This is a genomic window from Mycobacterium bulgaricum (genome assembly GCF_041287165.2).
Taxonomy (GTDB): Bacteria; Actinomycetota; Actinomycetes; order Mycobacteriales; family Mycobacteriaceae; genus Mycobacterium; species Mycobacterium bulgaricum.
This window is the reverse complement of the sequence record NZ_JBGGKV020000001.1, coordinates 419,837-434,613: the sequence shown is the minus strand read 5'-3', so window position 1 is coordinate 434,613 and position 14,777 is coordinate 419,837. Positions and strand designations below refer to the sequence as shown.

The 14,777-nt window shown below is 66.3% G+C and carries 20 protein-coding genes and 2 tRNA genes; 12 read left to right on the top strand and 10 right to left on the bottom strand.

All coding sequences use genetic code 11. The features are described from left to right. The 6 genes from ACAG24_RS02150 to ACAG24_RS02125 all read left to right on the top strand — a co-directional run bounded on the left by ACAG24_RS02150 (position 1) and on the right by ACAG24_RS02125 (position 4,873). Positions 1-552: a cupin domain-containing protein gene (locus ACAG24_RS02150; RefSeq protein WP_370471049.1), complete on the top strand. Its 552-nt coding sequence runs from the start codon at positions 1-3 to the stop codon at positions 550-552. Between the two features lie 70 nt (positions 553-622). Next, positions 623-1,147 carry a WXG100 family type VII secretion target gene (locus ACAG24_RS02145; protein ID WP_370471048.1) on the top strand — a complete coding sequence of 175 codons (525 nt, stop codon included), beginning with the start codon at positions 623-625 and terminating at the stop codon, positions 1,145-1,147. Beyond that, the gene (locus ACAG24_RS02140; protein ID WP_370471047.1) at positions 1,144-1,434 is read left to right on the top strand and encodes a WXG100 family type VII secretion target; all 291 of its coding nucleotides are present in this window, start codon (positions 1,144-1,146) and stop codon (positions 1,432-1,434) included. The genes ACAG24_RS02145 and ACAG24_RS02140 overlap by 4 nt, the downstream gene beginning before the upstream one ends. Positions 1,435-1,452: 18 nt before the next feature. Beyond that, positions 1,453-4,002 (top strand): TNT domain-containing protein, encoded by a 2,550-nt coding sequence (locus tag ACAG24_RS02135; protein ID WP_370471046.1) that lies wholly within the window; start codon positions 1,453-1,455, stop codon positions 4,000-4,002. Between the two features lie 14 nt (positions 4,003-4,016). Beyond that, positions 4,017-4,664, top strand: coding sequence for a hypothetical protein (locus tag ACAG24_RS02130; protein WP_370471045.1), 648 nt, complete (start codon positions 4,017-4,019; stop codon positions 4,662-4,664). A gap of 77 nt (positions 4,665-4,741) precedes the next feature. Further along, a complete protein-coding gene (locus ACAG24_RS02125) occupies positions 4,742-4,873 on the top strand; it encodes an Imm61 family immunity protein (protein ID WP_370471755.1) in 132 nt (43 codons plus the stop codon). Between the two features lie 6 nt (positions 4,874-4,879). Here ACAG24_RS02125 and ACAG24_RS02120 read toward each other — a convergent pair whose 3' ends face one another. The 3 genes from ACAG24_RS02120 to ACAG24_RS02110 are packed head-to-tail and all read right to left on the bottom strand — an operon-like array spanning position 4,880 to position 7,558. Continuing rightward, positions 4,880-5,800 (bottom strand): tetratricopeptide repeat protein, encoded by a 921-nt coding sequence (locus tag ACAG24_RS02120; protein ID WP_370471044.1) that lies wholly within the window; start codon positions 5,798-5,800, stop codon positions 4,880-4,882. A gap of 52 nt (positions 5,801-5,852) precedes the next feature. Then, positions 5,853-6,704 carry an NAD(P)-dependent oxidoreductase gene (locus tag ACAG24_RS02115; RefSeq protein ID WP_370471043.1) on the bottom strand — a complete coding sequence of 284 codons (852 nt, stop codon included), beginning with the start codon at positions 6,702-6,704 and terminating at the stop codon, positions 5,853-5,855. Continuing rightward, positions 6,701-7,558, bottom strand: coding sequence for an NAD(P)-dependent oxidoreductase (locus ACAG24_RS02110; RefSeq protein ID WP_370471042.1), 858 nt, complete (start codon positions 7,556-7,558; stop codon positions 6,701-6,703). Before ACAG24_RS02110 ends, ACAG24_RS02115 begins: the two co-directional genes overlap by 4 nt. Positions 7,559-7,661: 103 nt before the next feature. Here ACAG24_RS02110 and ACAG24_RS02105 point away from each other — a divergent pair, with 103 nt between their 5' ends. After that, the gene (locus ACAG24_RS02105) at positions 7,662-8,000 is read left to right on the top strand and encodes a winged helix-turn-helix transcriptional regulator (protein WP_370471041.1); all 339 of its coding nucleotides are present in this window, start codon (positions 7,662-7,664) and stop codon (positions 7,998-8,000) included. Here ACAG24_RS02105 and ACAG24_RS02100 read toward each other — a convergent pair. The 4 genes from ACAG24_RS02100 to ACAG24_RS02085 are packed head-to-tail and all read right to left on the bottom strand — an operon-like array spanning position 7,997 to position 9,862. Continuing rightward, complete coding sequence (locus tag ACAG24_RS02100; protein ID WP_370471040.1) at positions 7,997-8,413, bottom strand: MmcQ/YjbR family DNA-binding protein; 417 nt, start codon at positions 8,411-8,413, stop codon at positions 7,997-7,999. The genes ACAG24_RS02105 and ACAG24_RS02100 overlap by 4 nt on opposite strands. After that, positions 8,406-8,912 (bottom strand): metallophosphoesterase family protein, encoded by a 507-nt coding sequence (locus ACAG24_RS02095; protein ID WP_370471039.1) that lies wholly within the window; start codon positions 8,910-8,912, stop codon positions 8,406-8,408. Before ACAG24_RS02095 ends, ACAG24_RS02100 begins: the two co-directional genes overlap by 8 nt. Before the next feature lie 9 nt (positions 8,913-8,921). Next, positions 8,922-9,326: a RidA family protein gene (locus ACAG24_RS02090; RefSeq protein ID WP_370471038.1), complete on the bottom strand. Its 405-nt coding sequence runs from the start codon at positions 9,324-9,326 to the stop codon at positions 8,922-8,924. After that, on the bottom strand, positions 9,323-9,862 hold the full coding sequence (locus ACAG24_RS02085; RefSeq protein ID WP_370471037.1) for a mycothiol transferase: 540 nt from the start codon (positions 9,860-9,862) through the stop codon (positions 9,323-9,325). Before ACAG24_RS02085 ends, ACAG24_RS02090 begins: the two co-directional genes overlap by 4 nt. Positions 9,863-9,990: 128 nt before the next feature. Here ACAG24_RS02085 and ACAG24_RS02080 point away from each other — a divergent pair, with 128 nt between their 5' ends. Then, entirely contained in the window at positions 9,991-10,314 is a 324-nt protein-coding gene (locus ACAG24_RS02080; protein ID WP_370471036.1) for a hypothetical protein, read from the top strand. Between the two features lie 59 nt (positions 10,315-10,373). Here the strand turns inward: ACAG24_RS02080 and ACAG24_RS02075 are convergent. Next, positions 10,374-10,446, bottom strand: a tRNA-Arg gene (locus ACAG24_RS02075). Positions 10,447-10,467: 21 nt separating this feature from the next. Next, positions 10,468-10,559 (bottom strand) — tRNA-Ser (locus tag ACAG24_RS02070). 83 nt (positions 10,560-10,642) lie between these two features. Between ACAG24_RS02070 and hisC the strand changes: the two genes are divergently transcribed. From hisC to ACAG24_RS02050, 4 genes are read left to right on the top strand one after another with little or no spacing between them, the layout of a single operon-like run. Then, a complete protein-coding gene (gene hisC / locus ACAG24_RS02065) occupies positions 10,643-11,701 on the top strand; it encodes a histidinol-phosphate transaminase (RefSeq protein ID WP_370471035.1) in 1,059 nt (352 codons plus the stop codon). After that, on the top strand, positions 11,698-12,180 hold the full coding sequence (locus tag ACAG24_RS02060) for a DUF4334 domain-containing protein (protein WP_370471034.1): 483 nt from the start codon (positions 11,698-11,700) through the stop codon (positions 12,178-12,180). Before hisC ends, ACAG24_RS02060 begins: the two co-directional genes overlap by 4 nt. Positions 12,181-12,198: 18 nt before the next feature. Next, positions 12,199-12,654 (top strand): hypothetical protein, encoded by a 456-nt coding sequence (locus tag ACAG24_RS02055; RefSeq protein ID WP_370471033.1) that lies wholly within the window; start codon positions 12,199-12,201, stop codon positions 12,652-12,654. Positions 12,655-12,696: 42 nt separating this feature from the next. After that, positions 12,697-13,518, top strand: coding sequence for a crotonase/enoyl-CoA hydratase family protein (locus ACAG24_RS02050; RefSeq protein ID WP_370471032.1), 822 nt, complete (start codon positions 12,697-12,699; stop codon positions 13,516-13,518). On the opposite strand, the gene ACAG24_RS02045 is transcribed toward ACAG24_RS02050, so the two are convergent. Then, positions 13,519-14,772, bottom strand: coding sequence for an MFS transporter (locus ACAG24_RS02045; protein ID WP_370471754.1), 1,254 nt, complete (start codon positions 14,770-14,772; stop codon positions 13,519-13,521). Between the last annotated feature and the right edge of the window lie 5 nt (positions 14,773-14,777).

Genomic DNA, 14,777 nt, shown 5'->3' with positions numbered 1-14,777 from the left:
ATGGGTACTCGACGAGTCGTCACCGGCCACGATGCGTCCGGAAAATCCGTGTTCGCCAGCGACGAGACGGTCGAATCGCGTAAACCGGTGCTGCTACCCGGATCGGAGTTCACACTGCTGTGGGGCGGCGACGAGACGCCGCACTTTCCCGACGACGGCTCGATGCCGAACTGGCGCACCTACTTTCCGCCGGTCGGCGGGTTCCGGTTCTCGACGTTCACGTTGCCGCCGGGCACGGCGACCGCACGCACGGACGACCTCACCACCGAGGAGGCGATCGCCGACGGCGAGGAGAAGCTGCCGGGGCTGCTGGGTTACATGGAGCTCGACGATCCTGGTATGCACACCACCGACACGATCGATTTCGAGGTAGTCCTGGACGGCACCGTGATTCTCGAACTCGACGACGGTGCCGAGGTGACGCTGCACGCCGGGGACACCGTGGTGCAGAACGGAACTCGGCACCGGTGGCGCAACCCCGGCGACGTCCCGGCGCGGCTCGCACTGTTCGTGTGCGGCGCCGAGCACGACAAGGTCACCCGTCCGGGCTGAGCCACTGCTGCGCGCGGCGGGCTGAAATTGGCGTGCGGCCCCCCTCCCGACCGCCCATAGGCTGCTTGCCGTGGAGGGTTCGGTCGAGGTCGTGGTGTCGGAACTGCACGCGGCAGCCGAGCGACTCCGCGACGCCGGACAGCGGCTTCAAGACGGGCTGTCCAGTGTGGACTTGGAGACGCGCCAGCTTCTCGGTTCGGGTTGGAAAGGTGGCGCGGCCTCGGCGTACGCGCCCGCGTGGGACCAGTGGCACACCGGAGCCGGCCAGGTCGTTCGCGGCCTGCAGACCATGGCGGACCTGCTGAACATTGCGGGCAAGGAGTACGCCAAGACCGACCAGCAGTCCGGTGACGCGCTCAACGCGACGATGCAGACCGGCGGTAGAGGCGCACCCGCCGGAGGTGGTGGCGGAAGTCCGGCCGCGGGTGGTGCGGCTGCGCCGACCTCCGAGCCGCTGGCGGGGTTGGCCCAGATGATGAACCTCGAGCAGCTGGGCAGCCTCGTCGAGCAGGTGTCGTCGATGGTCGAGGAGGCTCCGACCAGCGAACCGCAGTCCGAAATGGATCGCGATGCGAAGCAGAAGGATGAGCGATGAGCGGCCTGGTGGTCGACTTCGATGGGCTGCGCGCCGCGATCACGCACATGGAGGAGTTCGGCCGCGAGGTCACCGAATGCCTTGACGACATCGAGCACACGATGACGATGCTGCGCGGCTCGTGGGAGGGCGCCGCGTCGGATGCGCAGACGCAGGCCCAGAAGCAGTGGGAGACCGGCGCCGAGCAGATGAAGGAAGCGCTCACCGCCCTGCAGAAGGTCGCCGAGACGGCGCACAGGAACTACACCGACGCCGCCGCCAAGAACGGTCAGATGTGGCAGGCATGACCATCGGGGGGCTTCGGGGTGCGGATCGAGGTTGACCCGGAGGCGCTGATCGCCGCGGGTCAGCAGACGGGTGCGATCGGCGCGCAACTGGCTCAGCTCTCCGATGCGCTGGGCGCGGCGCTCGGCGGCGGCATCTCCTCGGGGATGGATCCGGCGGGGATGAACTTCGGCTTGAAGTACGGCCACCAGGCCGGCGAGTTCACCTCGGCGGTGGCCGACGCGGCCAACGCCTTCGCGTCGGTGGGCATGCTGTTGCAGGCCACCGGCTACAACTACCGCTACGCGGATGCCGCAGCGACGATCGGCGGTCCGGGTCCCTCGGGCGGCGTCGGTGCCGAGCCTCGCAAGGCCTTGCCCGCGCACGTGCCCGCCGGCCCCAACGGCGTCACCGTCCCGCCGCCGGACAAGTGGTATCTCATCCAACCGTTTTTGCAGGTGTTGCCGGGCATCGGCTTCTTCTCCGGGACTGCGATGACCTGGCCGTCGGGCAACGCCTCGATCATGGGCGTGACCGCGGCGCAGTGGCGCAACTTCGCCACCGGGTTCGCGCTGATCGAGCCGCAGATGAGCGGGATCACGAGCGTCGTCGGTGCCCAGCAGATCCCCGAGGGCGCGGCGATGAAGACCGCGCTGGAAAGCCTGGGCACGGCGATCTCGTCGCTGGCCGAGGTGTCGAACTCTGTCGCACAGTCGATTACGGACTTCGCCTCAGGCGTGCAGGCGACTCAGGACGCGATCCGACGGATACTCGACCGGCTCTCGCTCGACGGCCTGTGGGACACCGTCAAGGGAATCTTCACCGGTGAAGCCGACGACATCCTGCGCGAAGTCGCCCACGACGTCAGCGCGGTGTTGAACAACTTCCAGCAGCAGGTGAAGGGCATCGTCGGCTTGCTCGACGAACTCACCGGCCTGATCGGCGACGCGGCGACCGCCTTCCAGAAGTGGATCCGCCCGATCCTGGTGGAGAACTTCGGCGAGGGTGTGGGCAACCGACTCGCCGACGCGGTGACGCTGTACACCGACATCCAGGTGGGCACGGTTACCGGGTTGATCGGCACCGTATCCGGGGTCGTGGCGATGGCCGACCCGGATACGTGGAAGGGCATGGCCGAGATGGCCCTGTCGGTGGCCAAGGACCCGTCGACGCTGCCCGGGGTGCTGGCCAACATGGGCAAGGAGTTCGTCGCGTGGGACAAATGGTCAGGCGATCATCCCGGCCGGGCCGCGGGTGAGGCGGCGTTCAACATCGGCTCGCTGTTCGTGCCCGGCGGTGCGCTGTCGAAGACGGGCAGCGTCGCCAAAGGCCTGAACCTCAGCAGACACGTGCTCGAAGAGGGGAGGCTGCCTAAGCTCGGCGAGCTGGGGAGCTGGACCCGTGGGGCGCCCAATACCATTGAGGCACCGCATGTTCCGGAATTCAACTCCGGAAGCGCAGGTGGTGTGCCGCCGCTGCGGCCCGAGGGAATCCCCGGCGGCGCAGGCCCCGGTGCACCGGGGACGGGTGCGGCGCCGAGCGGGGCGACGCCGTCCGGCGGGGGTCCGTCCGGCGGAGGTCCGCGTCCTGGTGAACCGTCGGCTCCGGCAGCTCGGCCGTCCGGTGCCGGCGCGGAGGGTGGCGCCGGACCGCGCGCACCGCTCGATGCGGGTGGAGGCGGTGATGGCGACCCGTCTCAGGGCCCGTCGGCGTCACCGAATGGGTCGCCGAGCGAGGCGCCACAAACACCGAACAACGCACCGGCACACTCGGCTCCTTCGCATACGCCGTCGCCCGAGGCATCAGGCGGAGGCGGCGGGGCGGAAGCGAGCCCGCACAGTGGCGGTTCCGCAGATGCCGGCGGAACTCGCATGGGGGAACCAGCGCCCCCCACGAACGAGGGTGGTGCCCTGCCGTCGGCGGGCGAGGGGCATGAAAGTGGCACCGGTCATGGTGCGGATCTGGGCGAATCCGACAACGATTCATTCGACCAGTCGCAACACGACTCTTCGCTCCCTCATAACAGCGATAACGGTGACCAACAATCTGACCATTCGGCGACGCACGGTCCTGACCGCCATGATGGGCACGACGAAAAGCACCACGGGGAAGCTCGACCTGCCGGCGATGTTTTTCCCGATGCGAAGCCTTATGGCGATCTCAGCGAAGATCAGTTCAACGACCAATTCACTGACGACCGCGGTCAGCTCATCTATCCGGATGACACGGATCCCGCGAAACCCTACGCAATCCCGGGAACGGTCAGAGTTCTGGGATTTGACGAACTGAGGTCTGAACTCGACGGCTTGGTACTCGATCGCCTGGGCCACCCTGGTGGCGGCTGGCTATCGCCGGAAGGCACCAGCTATGAGGAACGTGCCTTACCGCCGAACAGTCTCGAAAAGGATTACTACAGGTACGCGGTGAACACCTCAGTACCCCTACCTGATGGATGGTCGATCGAAGCTTCCGAGGTTGCGCCGTGGTTCGGTCAGCCCGGCGGCGGCGTTCAATACAGGCTGCTTGCACCAGAGGGCGACCGACCGAGCGTGCAGCGCCTGTTAGACATTGGATTTCTAGAGTGGTTATGAGTCAGGGAGACAGCATGGGCGGGAGAGAAAGCAGCATCGATGTGCCCGAGCCGTATGCGGGCATCGCATCGCGTTGGTACTTCTGGCAGGCCATCTACTTATGGGCGCACAATCGCCAGCCCGGAAGCGAGACGCGAGCTCCGAAGAAGTGGGAGACCGAGGCAGAAGTTTTCTGGGGCGCGCGCCCGCCAGAGATGGCAAACGATTCGACGCTCTCGTTCGCGCACCCGTCAGGAGAATTCATGTTTTTCCTGAGCGAAGAGTCTGACGCTTATTATCTCGCTGTCGAAGAACGGCGCGTGCAGAAACGCTATTGGATGTTTCGACTCCTCGCAGACGCGCACAAGTACATCGACTGCACGCTGAGCGATGCCACCCAATCTATTCGACAGACCGATCGGCTTTGGCGGCGATGGACCCAACTCGGGCTCAATGCACACGTCACATTGACCTATCCAGATGTCAATAAGTACCCCGGCCGCGTTTCATTGACCGTTGATCGCGAACCTACAGACAGGGGTTGGATGGGCAAAAGCGACGCCCTCCCTTTCTCACACGCCATAATTTTGTCGACCACTGAACTCGAAGGCGTTCTCACTTCGCAGTTTCCGGACGAAGCACTCGACGTCGCGGCAAGACAAGCGGGGTTCCCACGACGTTAGAAGTGCAACCCCGGCGAGATGGTGCGAAGGGGACGCTCGTTTTCACCTAAGGCAGCCGATGCACGTGGGCACGCGTCATCGCAGTCGCCAGAGCTGGCTCTACCGGCATATCCAACCTCGTGGAACTCTTTCACCTCGTGTCAGCCCCGATAGCCGACATCATCGCGTCCTACGAAGACCCCGAGGGGCGTCCACTGTTCGCGGGGTGACGTCCGCTAGGAACCCGTCACAAACCCGAGCACCGTCAGGCCGAAGACGCCGAACAACAGCAGCGTCCCCGCCACGTCCGACACCGGGTTCGCGCCCACCACCGCCGTCACCACGCCGAGTAGCACTGCCAGCGCCACAAACGCCAGTCGCAGACCCAACAGAAAGCGTTGCCGCACAACAGAAGTGAGTACCACGCCGGGCACGGTACGTACCACCCACACCAGCGGCACCACCAGCGCCAACCCCAGCACACCGGCGGCGATACGCGGCAACACCGTCGGCATTCCGTCGTCGTGCGCGGCCATCACCACGATCAACGCCACCGCCAGGAACACCACCGACGCCGTCGCCATCCTCAGCACCCGCACCAACGCCAGCCCGACATTGTCAACCACCAACGGGCGCAACGCCGGATTCGCATGATCGGCCGTCAGTAGCCCCCGCACCGCCTGAGTAAGCGCCCCCCACCTCAGCCGGCTCGCCGCCAGATTGTGGTGTGCTACCGGGTGATCGGGCGCGATTCGCAGCGCCTCCAGGTACTGCTGTTCAGCGGCTTTCGCACCCCAGACCGTCCGAAAGATGTCACCGCGCAACACCAGAGCGTCCGGGTTGGTGGGGTCCAGCCGCAACGCGTCGTCGAGGACCGCCAACGCCTGCTGATCCTGCCGCGACTCGTGCAGCAGGCTGGCATAGGTGTACAGCGCCAGCGGCGACCGCGGATGCTCGCTGACCAGACGCCGCGCCATCGACAGCGCGTCAGCGAGTCGGCCCTGCCCGTGCAACGCGAGCGCGTAGAGCCGCATCGCATGCTCATTGAAAGGCTCGACCGTCAACACGGACCATGCCGCCGACGCCGCCGCCCCGTAGTCTTTGGCGCCCAGGCTCGCCTGCGCGGAAGCCGTCATCGCGGCAACGTCGGACGTCACCGGAGAATTTTATCGGCGGGCGCGGGGGGCTCTTCACACCACTTGTCATCCGTCACCTGCGCATAGCCACTCCGAGTCGGCTGATCTCCGCGTCGCCGTGGCCCGCGACGACGGCGGCGTCGGCGTAGCGCTTCATCGCCTTCAGCGCGCCCGCATCCACGCCGCTGCTCTCCGATGTCGCGATCAGATGGCTCAGCGACGCGGCGGCCGAGGACACCGACGCGCTGGCCTCGTCGTGTCGGTCCGCCTCGACGCGTTCGGTGATCTCGGTGAAGATCGGCGGCAGAATCGCGGCGATCCCCAGCGCGTGCCGCAGCAGCTGACCCGGCGTGATGCCCTGTGCTCGTGCGATTTCCACGGCGTGCAGGAATCCGCCCGTCGCTGTCCAGAACACATCGAGAAGCGCCATGTCGTATGCGGCAGCGCGGCCGAGGTCCTCGCCGAGCCACGTAACCTGCCCGAGAACGTCGAAGAGCCCGCGATGACTGTCGAAGAGATCCTGGGGCCCGGCGTAGAGCACGCTGGCGTCAGGCGTTCCCATGACTTCGGTGGGGGTCATGATGGCCCCGTCGAGGTAGCGACCGCCTGCGTCGGCGACGAGCTTCGCGGTGGATCGGGCGCGTTCGGGGGTGTCGGAGCTCAGCCCGACGAGAACCCTGCCTGCGAGATCACCCGCCGCGGCGGCCACGGCGTCGACGGCATCGTGGTCGACGACGTTGACGAGCGTGACGTCGCTGGCCGCGACGGCATCGGCGGGGTTCGGCGCCCACTGGGCACCTCTCGAAAGGAGTTCGGCCGCTTTGGACTCCGTGCGGTTCCACACCGTGACGTCATGTCCGGCTTTCAGTAGCGCGCCCGCAAGTGCCTGGCCCATCGGCCCAAGCCCGATGACGGTGACGGTCATGCTGCCCTGATGCTCTCGAAGATGCGGGCGAAGCCGTGTGCTCCGAAGCCGGCGTCGATCTGACGCTGGATGAGGCGCTGCACCGCGTCGACGACCTCGGTGTTGACGCCCTGAGCACGGCCCGCGTCGACGATGTCGGTCAGATCGCTGAACACCAGGCTCTGCTGGCCCGGCACCGAGAAGTCCCCGCCGTCGATCACCGCGGCGTACTCGGCGACCGACGGGGCGACGGCCTGCAGCCACGGCACCGCCCGATCGGCGAACTCGGTGGCCGAGATTCCCGCGGGGGCGACCATCGCCGCACCCTGGAAGAACCCGGCGAACATGGCGTACATCCCCGCCAGCAGCGCGAGGTCGTACAGCGACGCCATCCCGGCATCGGGGCCGAAGTAGTCTGCAGTTCCCCATTTTTCGAGCAGGCTCCGATGGGCGTCGAAGACGGCACGGGCTCCGCTGTAGAGAACCGTCGACGCGGGTGTGCCGATCATCTCCGGGGTGGCCATGATGCCGCCGTCGAGGTAGGAGATAACTGCGTCCGCCGCCCACTGCGCCAGTTCGCGGGCCCCGTCGGGCGATGTCGTGGTCAGATTGATCACGTTTCGCCCCTTGAGGATTCGGGCGACGGGATCGAGGACGTCATGCACCGAGGCGTGGTCGAACAAGCACACGACGATGAGGTCGGCGGAGGCGACGGCGTCGGCGACCGTGTCCGCCACCGTCGCCCCGGCAGCCTTGAGCGGTTGAGCCTTGACGGCGGAGCGGTTCCACACCGTGGTCTGATACCCCGCGTGCGCAGCGGCTTCGGCCAGCGCCGAACCCATCTCTCCGGTCCCTAGGAAAGTCACGTGCGTCATGGCACCATCGTGGTCAGGGCGCAAACTTTTTGACAAGTACCCACTTAATAGTGCCGTACTTACCAAAAGGGAACTATTGGTTCTGACATGCGAGAGGTCCGACATGACGGCGCTGGGGAAGTACACGTGTGGCCTCGACGCGGCGATGGCCGTCGTGTCCGGCAAGTGGGTTCCGCTGATCCTGTGGGAGCTCAGCGAGGGTCCGGTGCGCTTCAACACGCTGCATCGCAACCTCGCGGGCATCTCGCAGAAGATGCTGACCCAACACCTCAAGGACCTTCAGGCCTACGGGGTCGTGCATCGCGAGAGCTATCACGAGGTGCCGCCGCGGGTGGAGTACTCGATGACACCTGCGGGGCGTGAACTCCTCGAAGCGCTTGAGCCGATGGGCAATTGGGCCGAGAAGCACATCGGGGTCATCTGCGCTGCCGACGCCGGCTAGCTTCCCTGCTCGTCCAACCACGTCTGCGCGCGCCTCTTCGACGCCCGCGACAGCCAGGCGTCCTGGATCAGTTCGCGCAGTTCGTTGACACTCACCTCGCCAAGTCGGCTGGCGCGCACCAGAACTGATAGATGACCGTTGAAGTGGTCGGTGGTGAAGAACGGCGAATCCGGATCCTGGGTGAGCGCCTGCTTGTCGTCCTCGGACTCAACCCAGATCACGATGACGTCGCCGTAGCGTTCGCCGGTGTCGGGGTCTAACGCGTCGGGCCGCGGCGTGCGGAAGAACACGAAGGACTTACCGCCCACCTGGTAGATCGGGTTCCCTGCCTTGGGCCCCTCGACCCGGGTGACGTGCGGCATCGACGTCGCGATGTTATGGACGTCGTCGACGGTGGCGGGACGGTCACGCATCGCGCCGCTGCAGCTTGTGCAGGGTGACGTCACTGAGCACGCCGTCGGCGACCGTCGCCGTCATGTACGTGCAGTGCGGCTGGCGGCGGCGGTCCGTCGGGGAACCCGGATTCAGCAGTCGCAGGCCACTTTTCGCGGTAGCGTCCCACGGGATGTGACTGTGACCGAACACCAGCACGTCGGTGTCGGGGTAGAGCTTGGCCATCCGCTCGTCCCGGCCGGCCGAACCGCCCGTCTCGTGGGTGACGGTGAAGCGCAGGCCGCCGAGCTCGACGTCGGCGCGTTCGGGGAGCCTGTGCCGCAATTCGGCGCCGTCGTTGTTGCCCCAGCAGGCCACCACTCTCTTCGACCGCGCCTCCAGCGCGTCGAGCAGATCGGGCTCGACCCAGTCGCCGGCGTGAACCACGACGTCGGCGTCGTCGACGGCGTCCCACACCTCGGCGGGCAGGTCCTTGGCCCGCTTGCGCAGGTGCGTGTCGGCGATCAGAAGCAGGCGCACGTGTCCAATTTAGAGCCACCCGCCGGCGCGCCAGCAGACCATGTCGATCTCGACCAAGGCTCCCACGGCCAGACCGGTGACGCCCACACACGTCCGAGACGGCAGCCGGTGCGGAAACCACGTGGCGTACTCCCGGTTGAACGCGTCATAGTCCGCCCAATCCATCAGATAGGCGCGCACGGACACGACGTCGTCGAACCCGCCGCGGCACAGTTCGACGACGCGCGACAGATTGCGCATCACCTGGGCGGTCTGGGTAGCCACGTCCTCACCCACCACCGTCCCCTTCACATCCGTGGGCATCTGCCCTGTCACATAAAGGGTTTCACCAGCCGCCGTGGCGTGCGAGAACGGTGCGACCCCAGGCGGCACCCCCTGTTCGGGGCCGAATGTGAATGCGCGGATGCCGGTCATGGGTTCATCTTTACCGAAACGGGTTTCCAGCCGGGCGGGGGATCTTCTCCGACGCGGCCGTCGACGGCTTCCCGGAGCAGGTCCGCATGGCCGGTGTGGCGACCGTACTCCTCGATGAGGTCGCACAGCAGACGGCGCAGGCTGGCGTGATTGCCGTCGTCATCGTGGATCGCGGCGAGCTGAGCGAGCCCGCCACGCTCCAGCGCGTGCGCCAGGCGCGCCCGGGATCTGGCGACAGCGTCGTGCCAGAAGGCGTAGAGGTCCTCGGGGCTGTCCGCGGCGGCCGAGGTGAACTCCCAGCCGACCGGCTCACCGGTGAGCTTGGTCGTGAAGAGATAGTCCTCATTGAAGGCCAGGTGCTTGAGCAGCCAGCCGAGTGTCAACGCCGAGGCGCCGATCGTGGTCTGCAGGCCGACCGCGTCGAGGCCGTCGGCCTTCCAGAGGAACGTGGCGCGGAGGCGTTCGAGAGCGCCGACGAGATGGTCGATCTCGCTGCCCGCGAGGGGCGGTTCCCAGGGGGTGTCGGTGTCGGCCATGGGCCAAACCTAGAGTGCGCAATGGCATGGCGAGCACCCCTGCCAGCAATATGCGACCCACGCTGTCGGTTTCGGCCGCCCGATAAGTTGGTATTGGTCTGCGCCCGCTGATGAGAGGAATCCTGCAAATGAGCGTTACTGATGACGTCCTGGAGGACTACCTCGGCACTTACCCGGACTTGACGCGCGAACAGATCGAGCAGGTCTTGTCGACTCTGGCTTCGACCACCACGGCTGAGGGTGGGATGCGGACAGCCATTGCGGCCGCGATCGGCGATGTTCTGCCGGGAACGGCTGAACGTATCGGGTCATATTCCGATTCGGATGCGACGGATTATCTGAGCACCCTCAAGGGTGCTTTGATCTTCACGTTGGAGTGTTGGCCCACTCCCTCCGATGAGGGGCGGCCTGCTACCGACCGCATCGAGACGATGGTCAGGAACGTGCAGTAAGGCGGTCGTGCTATCGGCAGACGGTGTGTGCCCTGAAAGCCGTTGTCGCCGGTACAGAGTGCGCCCGAAGGGATTCGAACCCCTAACCTTCTGATCCGTAGTCAGATGCTCTATCCGTTGAGCTACGGGCGCTGGGTCGTGCATTCAGTTATATGGCGGAGGCGAGAGGATTTGAACCTCCGGCCCGCTTTAAGGCGGGCAACTCATTAGCAGTGAGTCCCATTCGGCCGCTCTGGCACGCCTCCCGACGTTTACCGCCGATGGATGAGAGTACACAGGCCCTACCGTGCGAAGCAAAGCAGATCGGCACGGGCCATAAACTGTCCCGGTGCCCGCCCGTCTGCGCCCCGAACTCGCTGATCTGCCCGCCTACACGCCGGGCAGGACGGTGCCCGGCGCCATCAAGATCGCCAGCAACGAGACCGTCCATGGACCCCTGCCCAGCGTGCGGACCGCGATAGCCAAGGCCGCCGACGGGATCAACCGCTATCCCGACAACGGCTACGTCGAGCTCAAGGAGCGCCTCGCCAAGCACGTCAACTTCGCGCCGGAGCACATCTCGGTCGGCTGCGGCTCGGTGAGCCTGTGCCAGCAGTTGATCCAGATCACCTCGACGGTCGGCGACGAGGTGCTCTTCGGGTGGCGCAGCTTCGAGATCTACCCGCTGCAGGTGCGTACCGCGGGCGCGACGCCGGTGCAGGTCCCGCTCACCGACCACACCTTCGACCTGGACGCGATGCTGGCGGCCATCACCGACCGCACCCGGCTGATCTTCGTGTGCAACCCGAACAACCCGACCAGCACGGTCGTCGACCCCGAGGCGCTGGCCCGATTCGTCGATGCGGTGCCGCCGCACATCCTGGTCGTCCTCGACGAGGCCTACATCGAGTACATCCGCGACGGCCTGGTGCCCGACAGTTTCGGCCTGGTGCGCGCCCACAGCAATGTCGTTGTGCTGCGTACCTTTTCGAAGGCTTACGGATTGGCAGGCCTGCGCATCGGTTACGCCGTCGCCGACCCCGACATCGTGGCGGCCCTGTCCAAGGTCTACGTCCCGTTCACCGCGACCAGCGTCTCGCAGGCCGCGGCGGTCGCGTGCCTGGACGCCGCAGACGAGCTCCTGGAGCGCACCGACGCCGTCGTCGCCGAACGTGCCCGGGTGTCCAAGGCGCTGCTCGACGCCGGATACGAGCTGCCGCCGTCGCAGGCCAACTTCGTGTGGCTGCCGCTGGTCGGCCGCGCCCAGCAGTTCGCCGCCGATGCCGCCAACAACCGCATCATCGTGCGCCCCTACGGTGAGGACGGCGTCCGGGTCACCGTCGCCTCCCCCGACGAGAACGGCATGTTCGTGGAATTCGCCGGCCGCTGGATTGGAGACAACTCATGACCTCGACCACAACCGCGCGCGAGACGTTCACCGCGCTCACTCAGCGCACCGACACGATCACCGACGCCGAGCTCGACGGCTTCTGGGCCACCCTGGAGCCCGCCACCATCGAGTTCATGATCGGCGAGTGGAAGGGCGGCGAGTTTCAGACCGGCCACAAGGCCAACGGCTTCATGAAGCGGCTGAACTGGTTCGGCAAGACGTTCCACTCCGCGAGCGACGCCAAACCGCTGGTCTGCCTCGACGCCGACGGCAACAAGTTCTCCAACACCGAGGCCATGAGCGGCGAGGCCAGCCTGTGGATGGAGGAATTCCGCGGTGAGGTCGTCGCGTCGATGGTCTACGACGGCAAGCCCGTGCACGACCACTTCAAGGTCGTCGACGACAACGCGGTCATCGGCATCATGAACGGCAAGGGCGCACTGGACACCACTTCCGGCACCCCGCGTCACCTGTATTTCTACCTCGAACGGGTGTAGCCGCATATCGTGGCCGGGATGAGGATGCACGTGCGGGTGACCGCCGCAATGATCGGGCTGGCGGCCGTGTTGGGCACGGCGGCGTGCACGCAGACCACTGAAGGTGTCGTCGCGCAGACCACCGAACCCGGCCCGCCGCTGCCGTCGGCGGACGACACCCCGACCGACGAGCCGAGCATCCCCGGCTTGCCCGGCTTGCCCGATATCGAGATCCCGAACCTGCCGCTGCCGACCCGCAACACCGATGTCCCCGAGGTACCGGCCCCCGCGAACTCGCTGGAGATGACGTGCGACGAGTACAACGCACTCGACGAGGCGACCCGCGTGGCGGTGGTGCGCGAGATCCTCTCCCAGGAGGGCAATCCACTCGGACCCGACGGCGAGTTCGTCGGCCAGATTCTCGCCGACGCCGCCTGCCAGTTCCTGCCGAGCGCGACGGTCAGTGAGGTCCTGATGGGCGGCTCGCCGCCCTAGCCCTGATTGACGGCCGGCCGTCGGGAGCTAGCCTCTGTTCCCATGAGCACCTACGAAGCCCTCACCGTGGACATCGCCGATCACATCGCGCAGGTGACGCTGATCGGTCCCGGTAAGGGAAATGCGATGGGCCCGGCATTCTGGTCCGAGCTTCCCGTGGTGTTCGGCGAACTCGACGCCGACCCGGACGTGCGGGCGATCGTCCTGACCGGATCGGGCAGAAACTTCAGCTACGGCCTGGACCTCATGGCCATGGGCGGCACCTTGTCCGCCGTGATGACCGACGGGTCCTACGCGAAGCCGCGCGCAGAGTTCCACGCCCACCTGAGGACCATGCAGCAGTCCATCACCGCCGTCGCCGACTGCCGCACACCGACCATCGCGTCGGTGCACGGCTGGTGCATCGGCGGTGGTGTCGACCTGATCTCTGCCGTCGACATCCGCTACGCGAGTGCGGACGCGAAGTTCTCGGTGCGCGAGGTGAAGCTCGCTATCGTGGCGGATGTCGGCTCGCTGGCGCGGCTTCCGCTGATCCTTTCGGACGGGCACCTCAGGGAACTCGCGTTGACCGGCAAGGACATCGACGCGGCCCGCGCGGAGAAGATCGGTCTCGTCAACGACGTCTATCCCGATGCCGATGCCTCGCTGGCGGCCGCACGTGCCACCGCAGCCGAGATCGCCGCCAACCCGCCGCTCGTCGTCCACGGCATCAAGGACGTTCTCGACGAACAGCGCACCGCACAGGTCGCCGCGAGCCTGCGCTACGTGGCGGCGTGGAACTCGGCGTTCCTTCCCTCGCGGGACTTGGCCGAAGGCATCAAGGCGATGTTCGAGAAGCGCCCACCCAACTTCGCCGGGGAGTAGTCAGCGTCGCGGCCGTGTCTCGGGCAGTGCCGCGACACACAGCAGGCTGACCATCGCAAGACCACCCATCATCAGCGCCACACCCCATCCGCCGAAGTGGCCGGCCAGCACCGGCGACAGCACCGGTGGCAACGCGCCGCCCACGACCGCGCCCATGGTGTGCGACAGCGCCGCCGCGGTATAGCGGTGCTCCGGCGCGAACGTCTCCGGTAAGAACGCAGCAAGCGGTCCCATGCACAGCCCGACGAATGCGTAGGTGACGACGATGGCCACGCCGAACACCACGTGGCTCTCGGTCGCGACGAGAGGGAACACCGCGAACGCCCACGGTGCGGCAAGCATGAAGGCACACAACGTGACCCGTCGCCGTCCCCGCGAATCACTCAGAATCGCCGTCACGGCCGCGCAACCCACCGCACACAGGCCGCCGACGACGTTGGCGAGCAGCACCATGTTGGTCGAGTAATCGAGATGCTCTGCCGCGTAGTGCGTGATGTAGGTCCCCGCCTGGAAGACCAGCATTGCCGCGCAGATCGCCACCCCACCGGCCAGCAGTACCGAGCGGCCCTGCGTCCGCAGCAAGGTGACCAGCGGCATACCTTGATGCGTTGTCGTCGAGTCGGTTTCGGCGAAGACCGGCGTCTCGTCCGCGGCGAGCCGGATGATCAATGCCGCGACGATGAGTACCGCGCTCAACAAGAACGGAATGCGCCAGCCCCACTGCATGAACGCCGGGTTGTCTTCACCGAAGAAGAAGTGGACCGCCAGGAACACGAAGTTGGACAACACCAACGCGGTGCCCAAGCCGAGTTGGGTGAACATGCCGTAGAAACCGCGTCGTTCCGCGGGCGCGCTCTCGGCACTCATCAGAACCGAACCGGCCCACTCCCCGCCCACCGCGAAACCCTGCATCAGGCGCAGGGTGATCAGCAGAAGCGGGGCGGCCACCCCGATCGTGGCGGTACTCGGGATGAGGCCGACACCGACGGTCGCGACACCCATCAGCATGAGTGTCGCGACAAGGGTTCGCTTGCGACCGAGCCGATCTCCGAAGTGTCCGAACACCGCGGCGCCGACAGGTCGTGCGATGAATGCCGCGGCGAACGTGCCCAGTGAAGCCGTCGTCGCCATGACGTGGCTCAGCTCGGGGAAGAACACCGTCGGGAAGACCAGCGCGGCGGCCGTGCCGTAGATGAAGAAGTCGTAGAACTCGATGGCCGAACCGACATAGCCAGCCATCGAAATCCGCCGCAGGTCTC

Bases quoted from the DNA above. Each gene is read 5' to 3' on its own strand.
- ACAG24_RS02150 (WP_370471049.1), top strand. From the start codon at position 1: ATGGGTACTCGACGAGTCGTCACCGGCCACGATGCGTCCGGAAAATCC.
- ACAG24_RS02140 (WP_370471047.1), top strand. From the start codon at position 1,144: ATGAGCGGCCTGGTGGTCGACTTCGATGGGCTGCGCGCCGCGATCACG.
- ACAG24_RS02130 (WP_370471045.1), top strand. From the start codon at position 4,017: ATGGGCGGGAGAGAAAGCAGCATCGATGTGCCCGAGCCGTATGCGGGC.
- ACAG24_RS02115 (WP_370471043.1), bottom strand. From the start codon at position 6,704: ATGACCGTCACCGTCATCGGGCTTGGGCCGATGGGCCAGGCACTTGCG.
- ACAG24_RS02110 (WP_370471042.1), bottom strand. From the start codon at position 7,558: ATGACGCACGTGACTTTCCTAGGGACCGGAGAGATGGGTTCGGCGCTG.
- ACAG24_RS02105 (WP_370471041.1), top strand. From the start codon at position 7,662: ATGACGGCGCTGGGGAAGTACACGTGTGGCCTCGACGCGGCGATGGCC.
- ACAG24_RS02100 (WP_370471040.1), bottom strand. From the start codon at position 8,413: ATGCGTGACCGTCCCGCCACCGTCGACGACGTCCATAACATCGCGACG.
- ACAG24_RS02090 (WP_370471038.1), bottom strand. From the start codon at position 9,326: ATGACCGGCATCCGCGCATTCACATTCGGCCCCGAACAGGGGGTGCCG.
- ACAG24_RS02085 (WP_370471037.1), bottom strand. From the start codon at position 9,862: ATGGCCGACACCGACACCCCCTGGGAACCGCCCCTCGCGGGCAGCGAG.
- ACAG24_RS02080 (WP_370471036.1), top strand. From the start codon at position 9,991: ATGAGCGTTACTGATGACGTCCTGGAGGACTACCTCGGCACTTACCCG.
- ACAG24_RS02060 (WP_370471034.1), top strand. From the start codon at position 11,698: ATGACCTCGACCACAACCGCGCGCGAGACGTTCACCGCGCTCACTCAG.
- ACAG24_RS02055 (WP_370471033.1), top strand. From the start codon at position 12,199: ATGAGGATGCACGTGCGGGTGACCGCCGCAATGATCGGGCTGGCGGCC.
- ACAG24_RS02050 (WP_370471032.1), top strand. From the start codon at position 12,697: ATGAGCACCTACGAAGCCCTCACCGTGGACATCGCCGATCACATCGCG.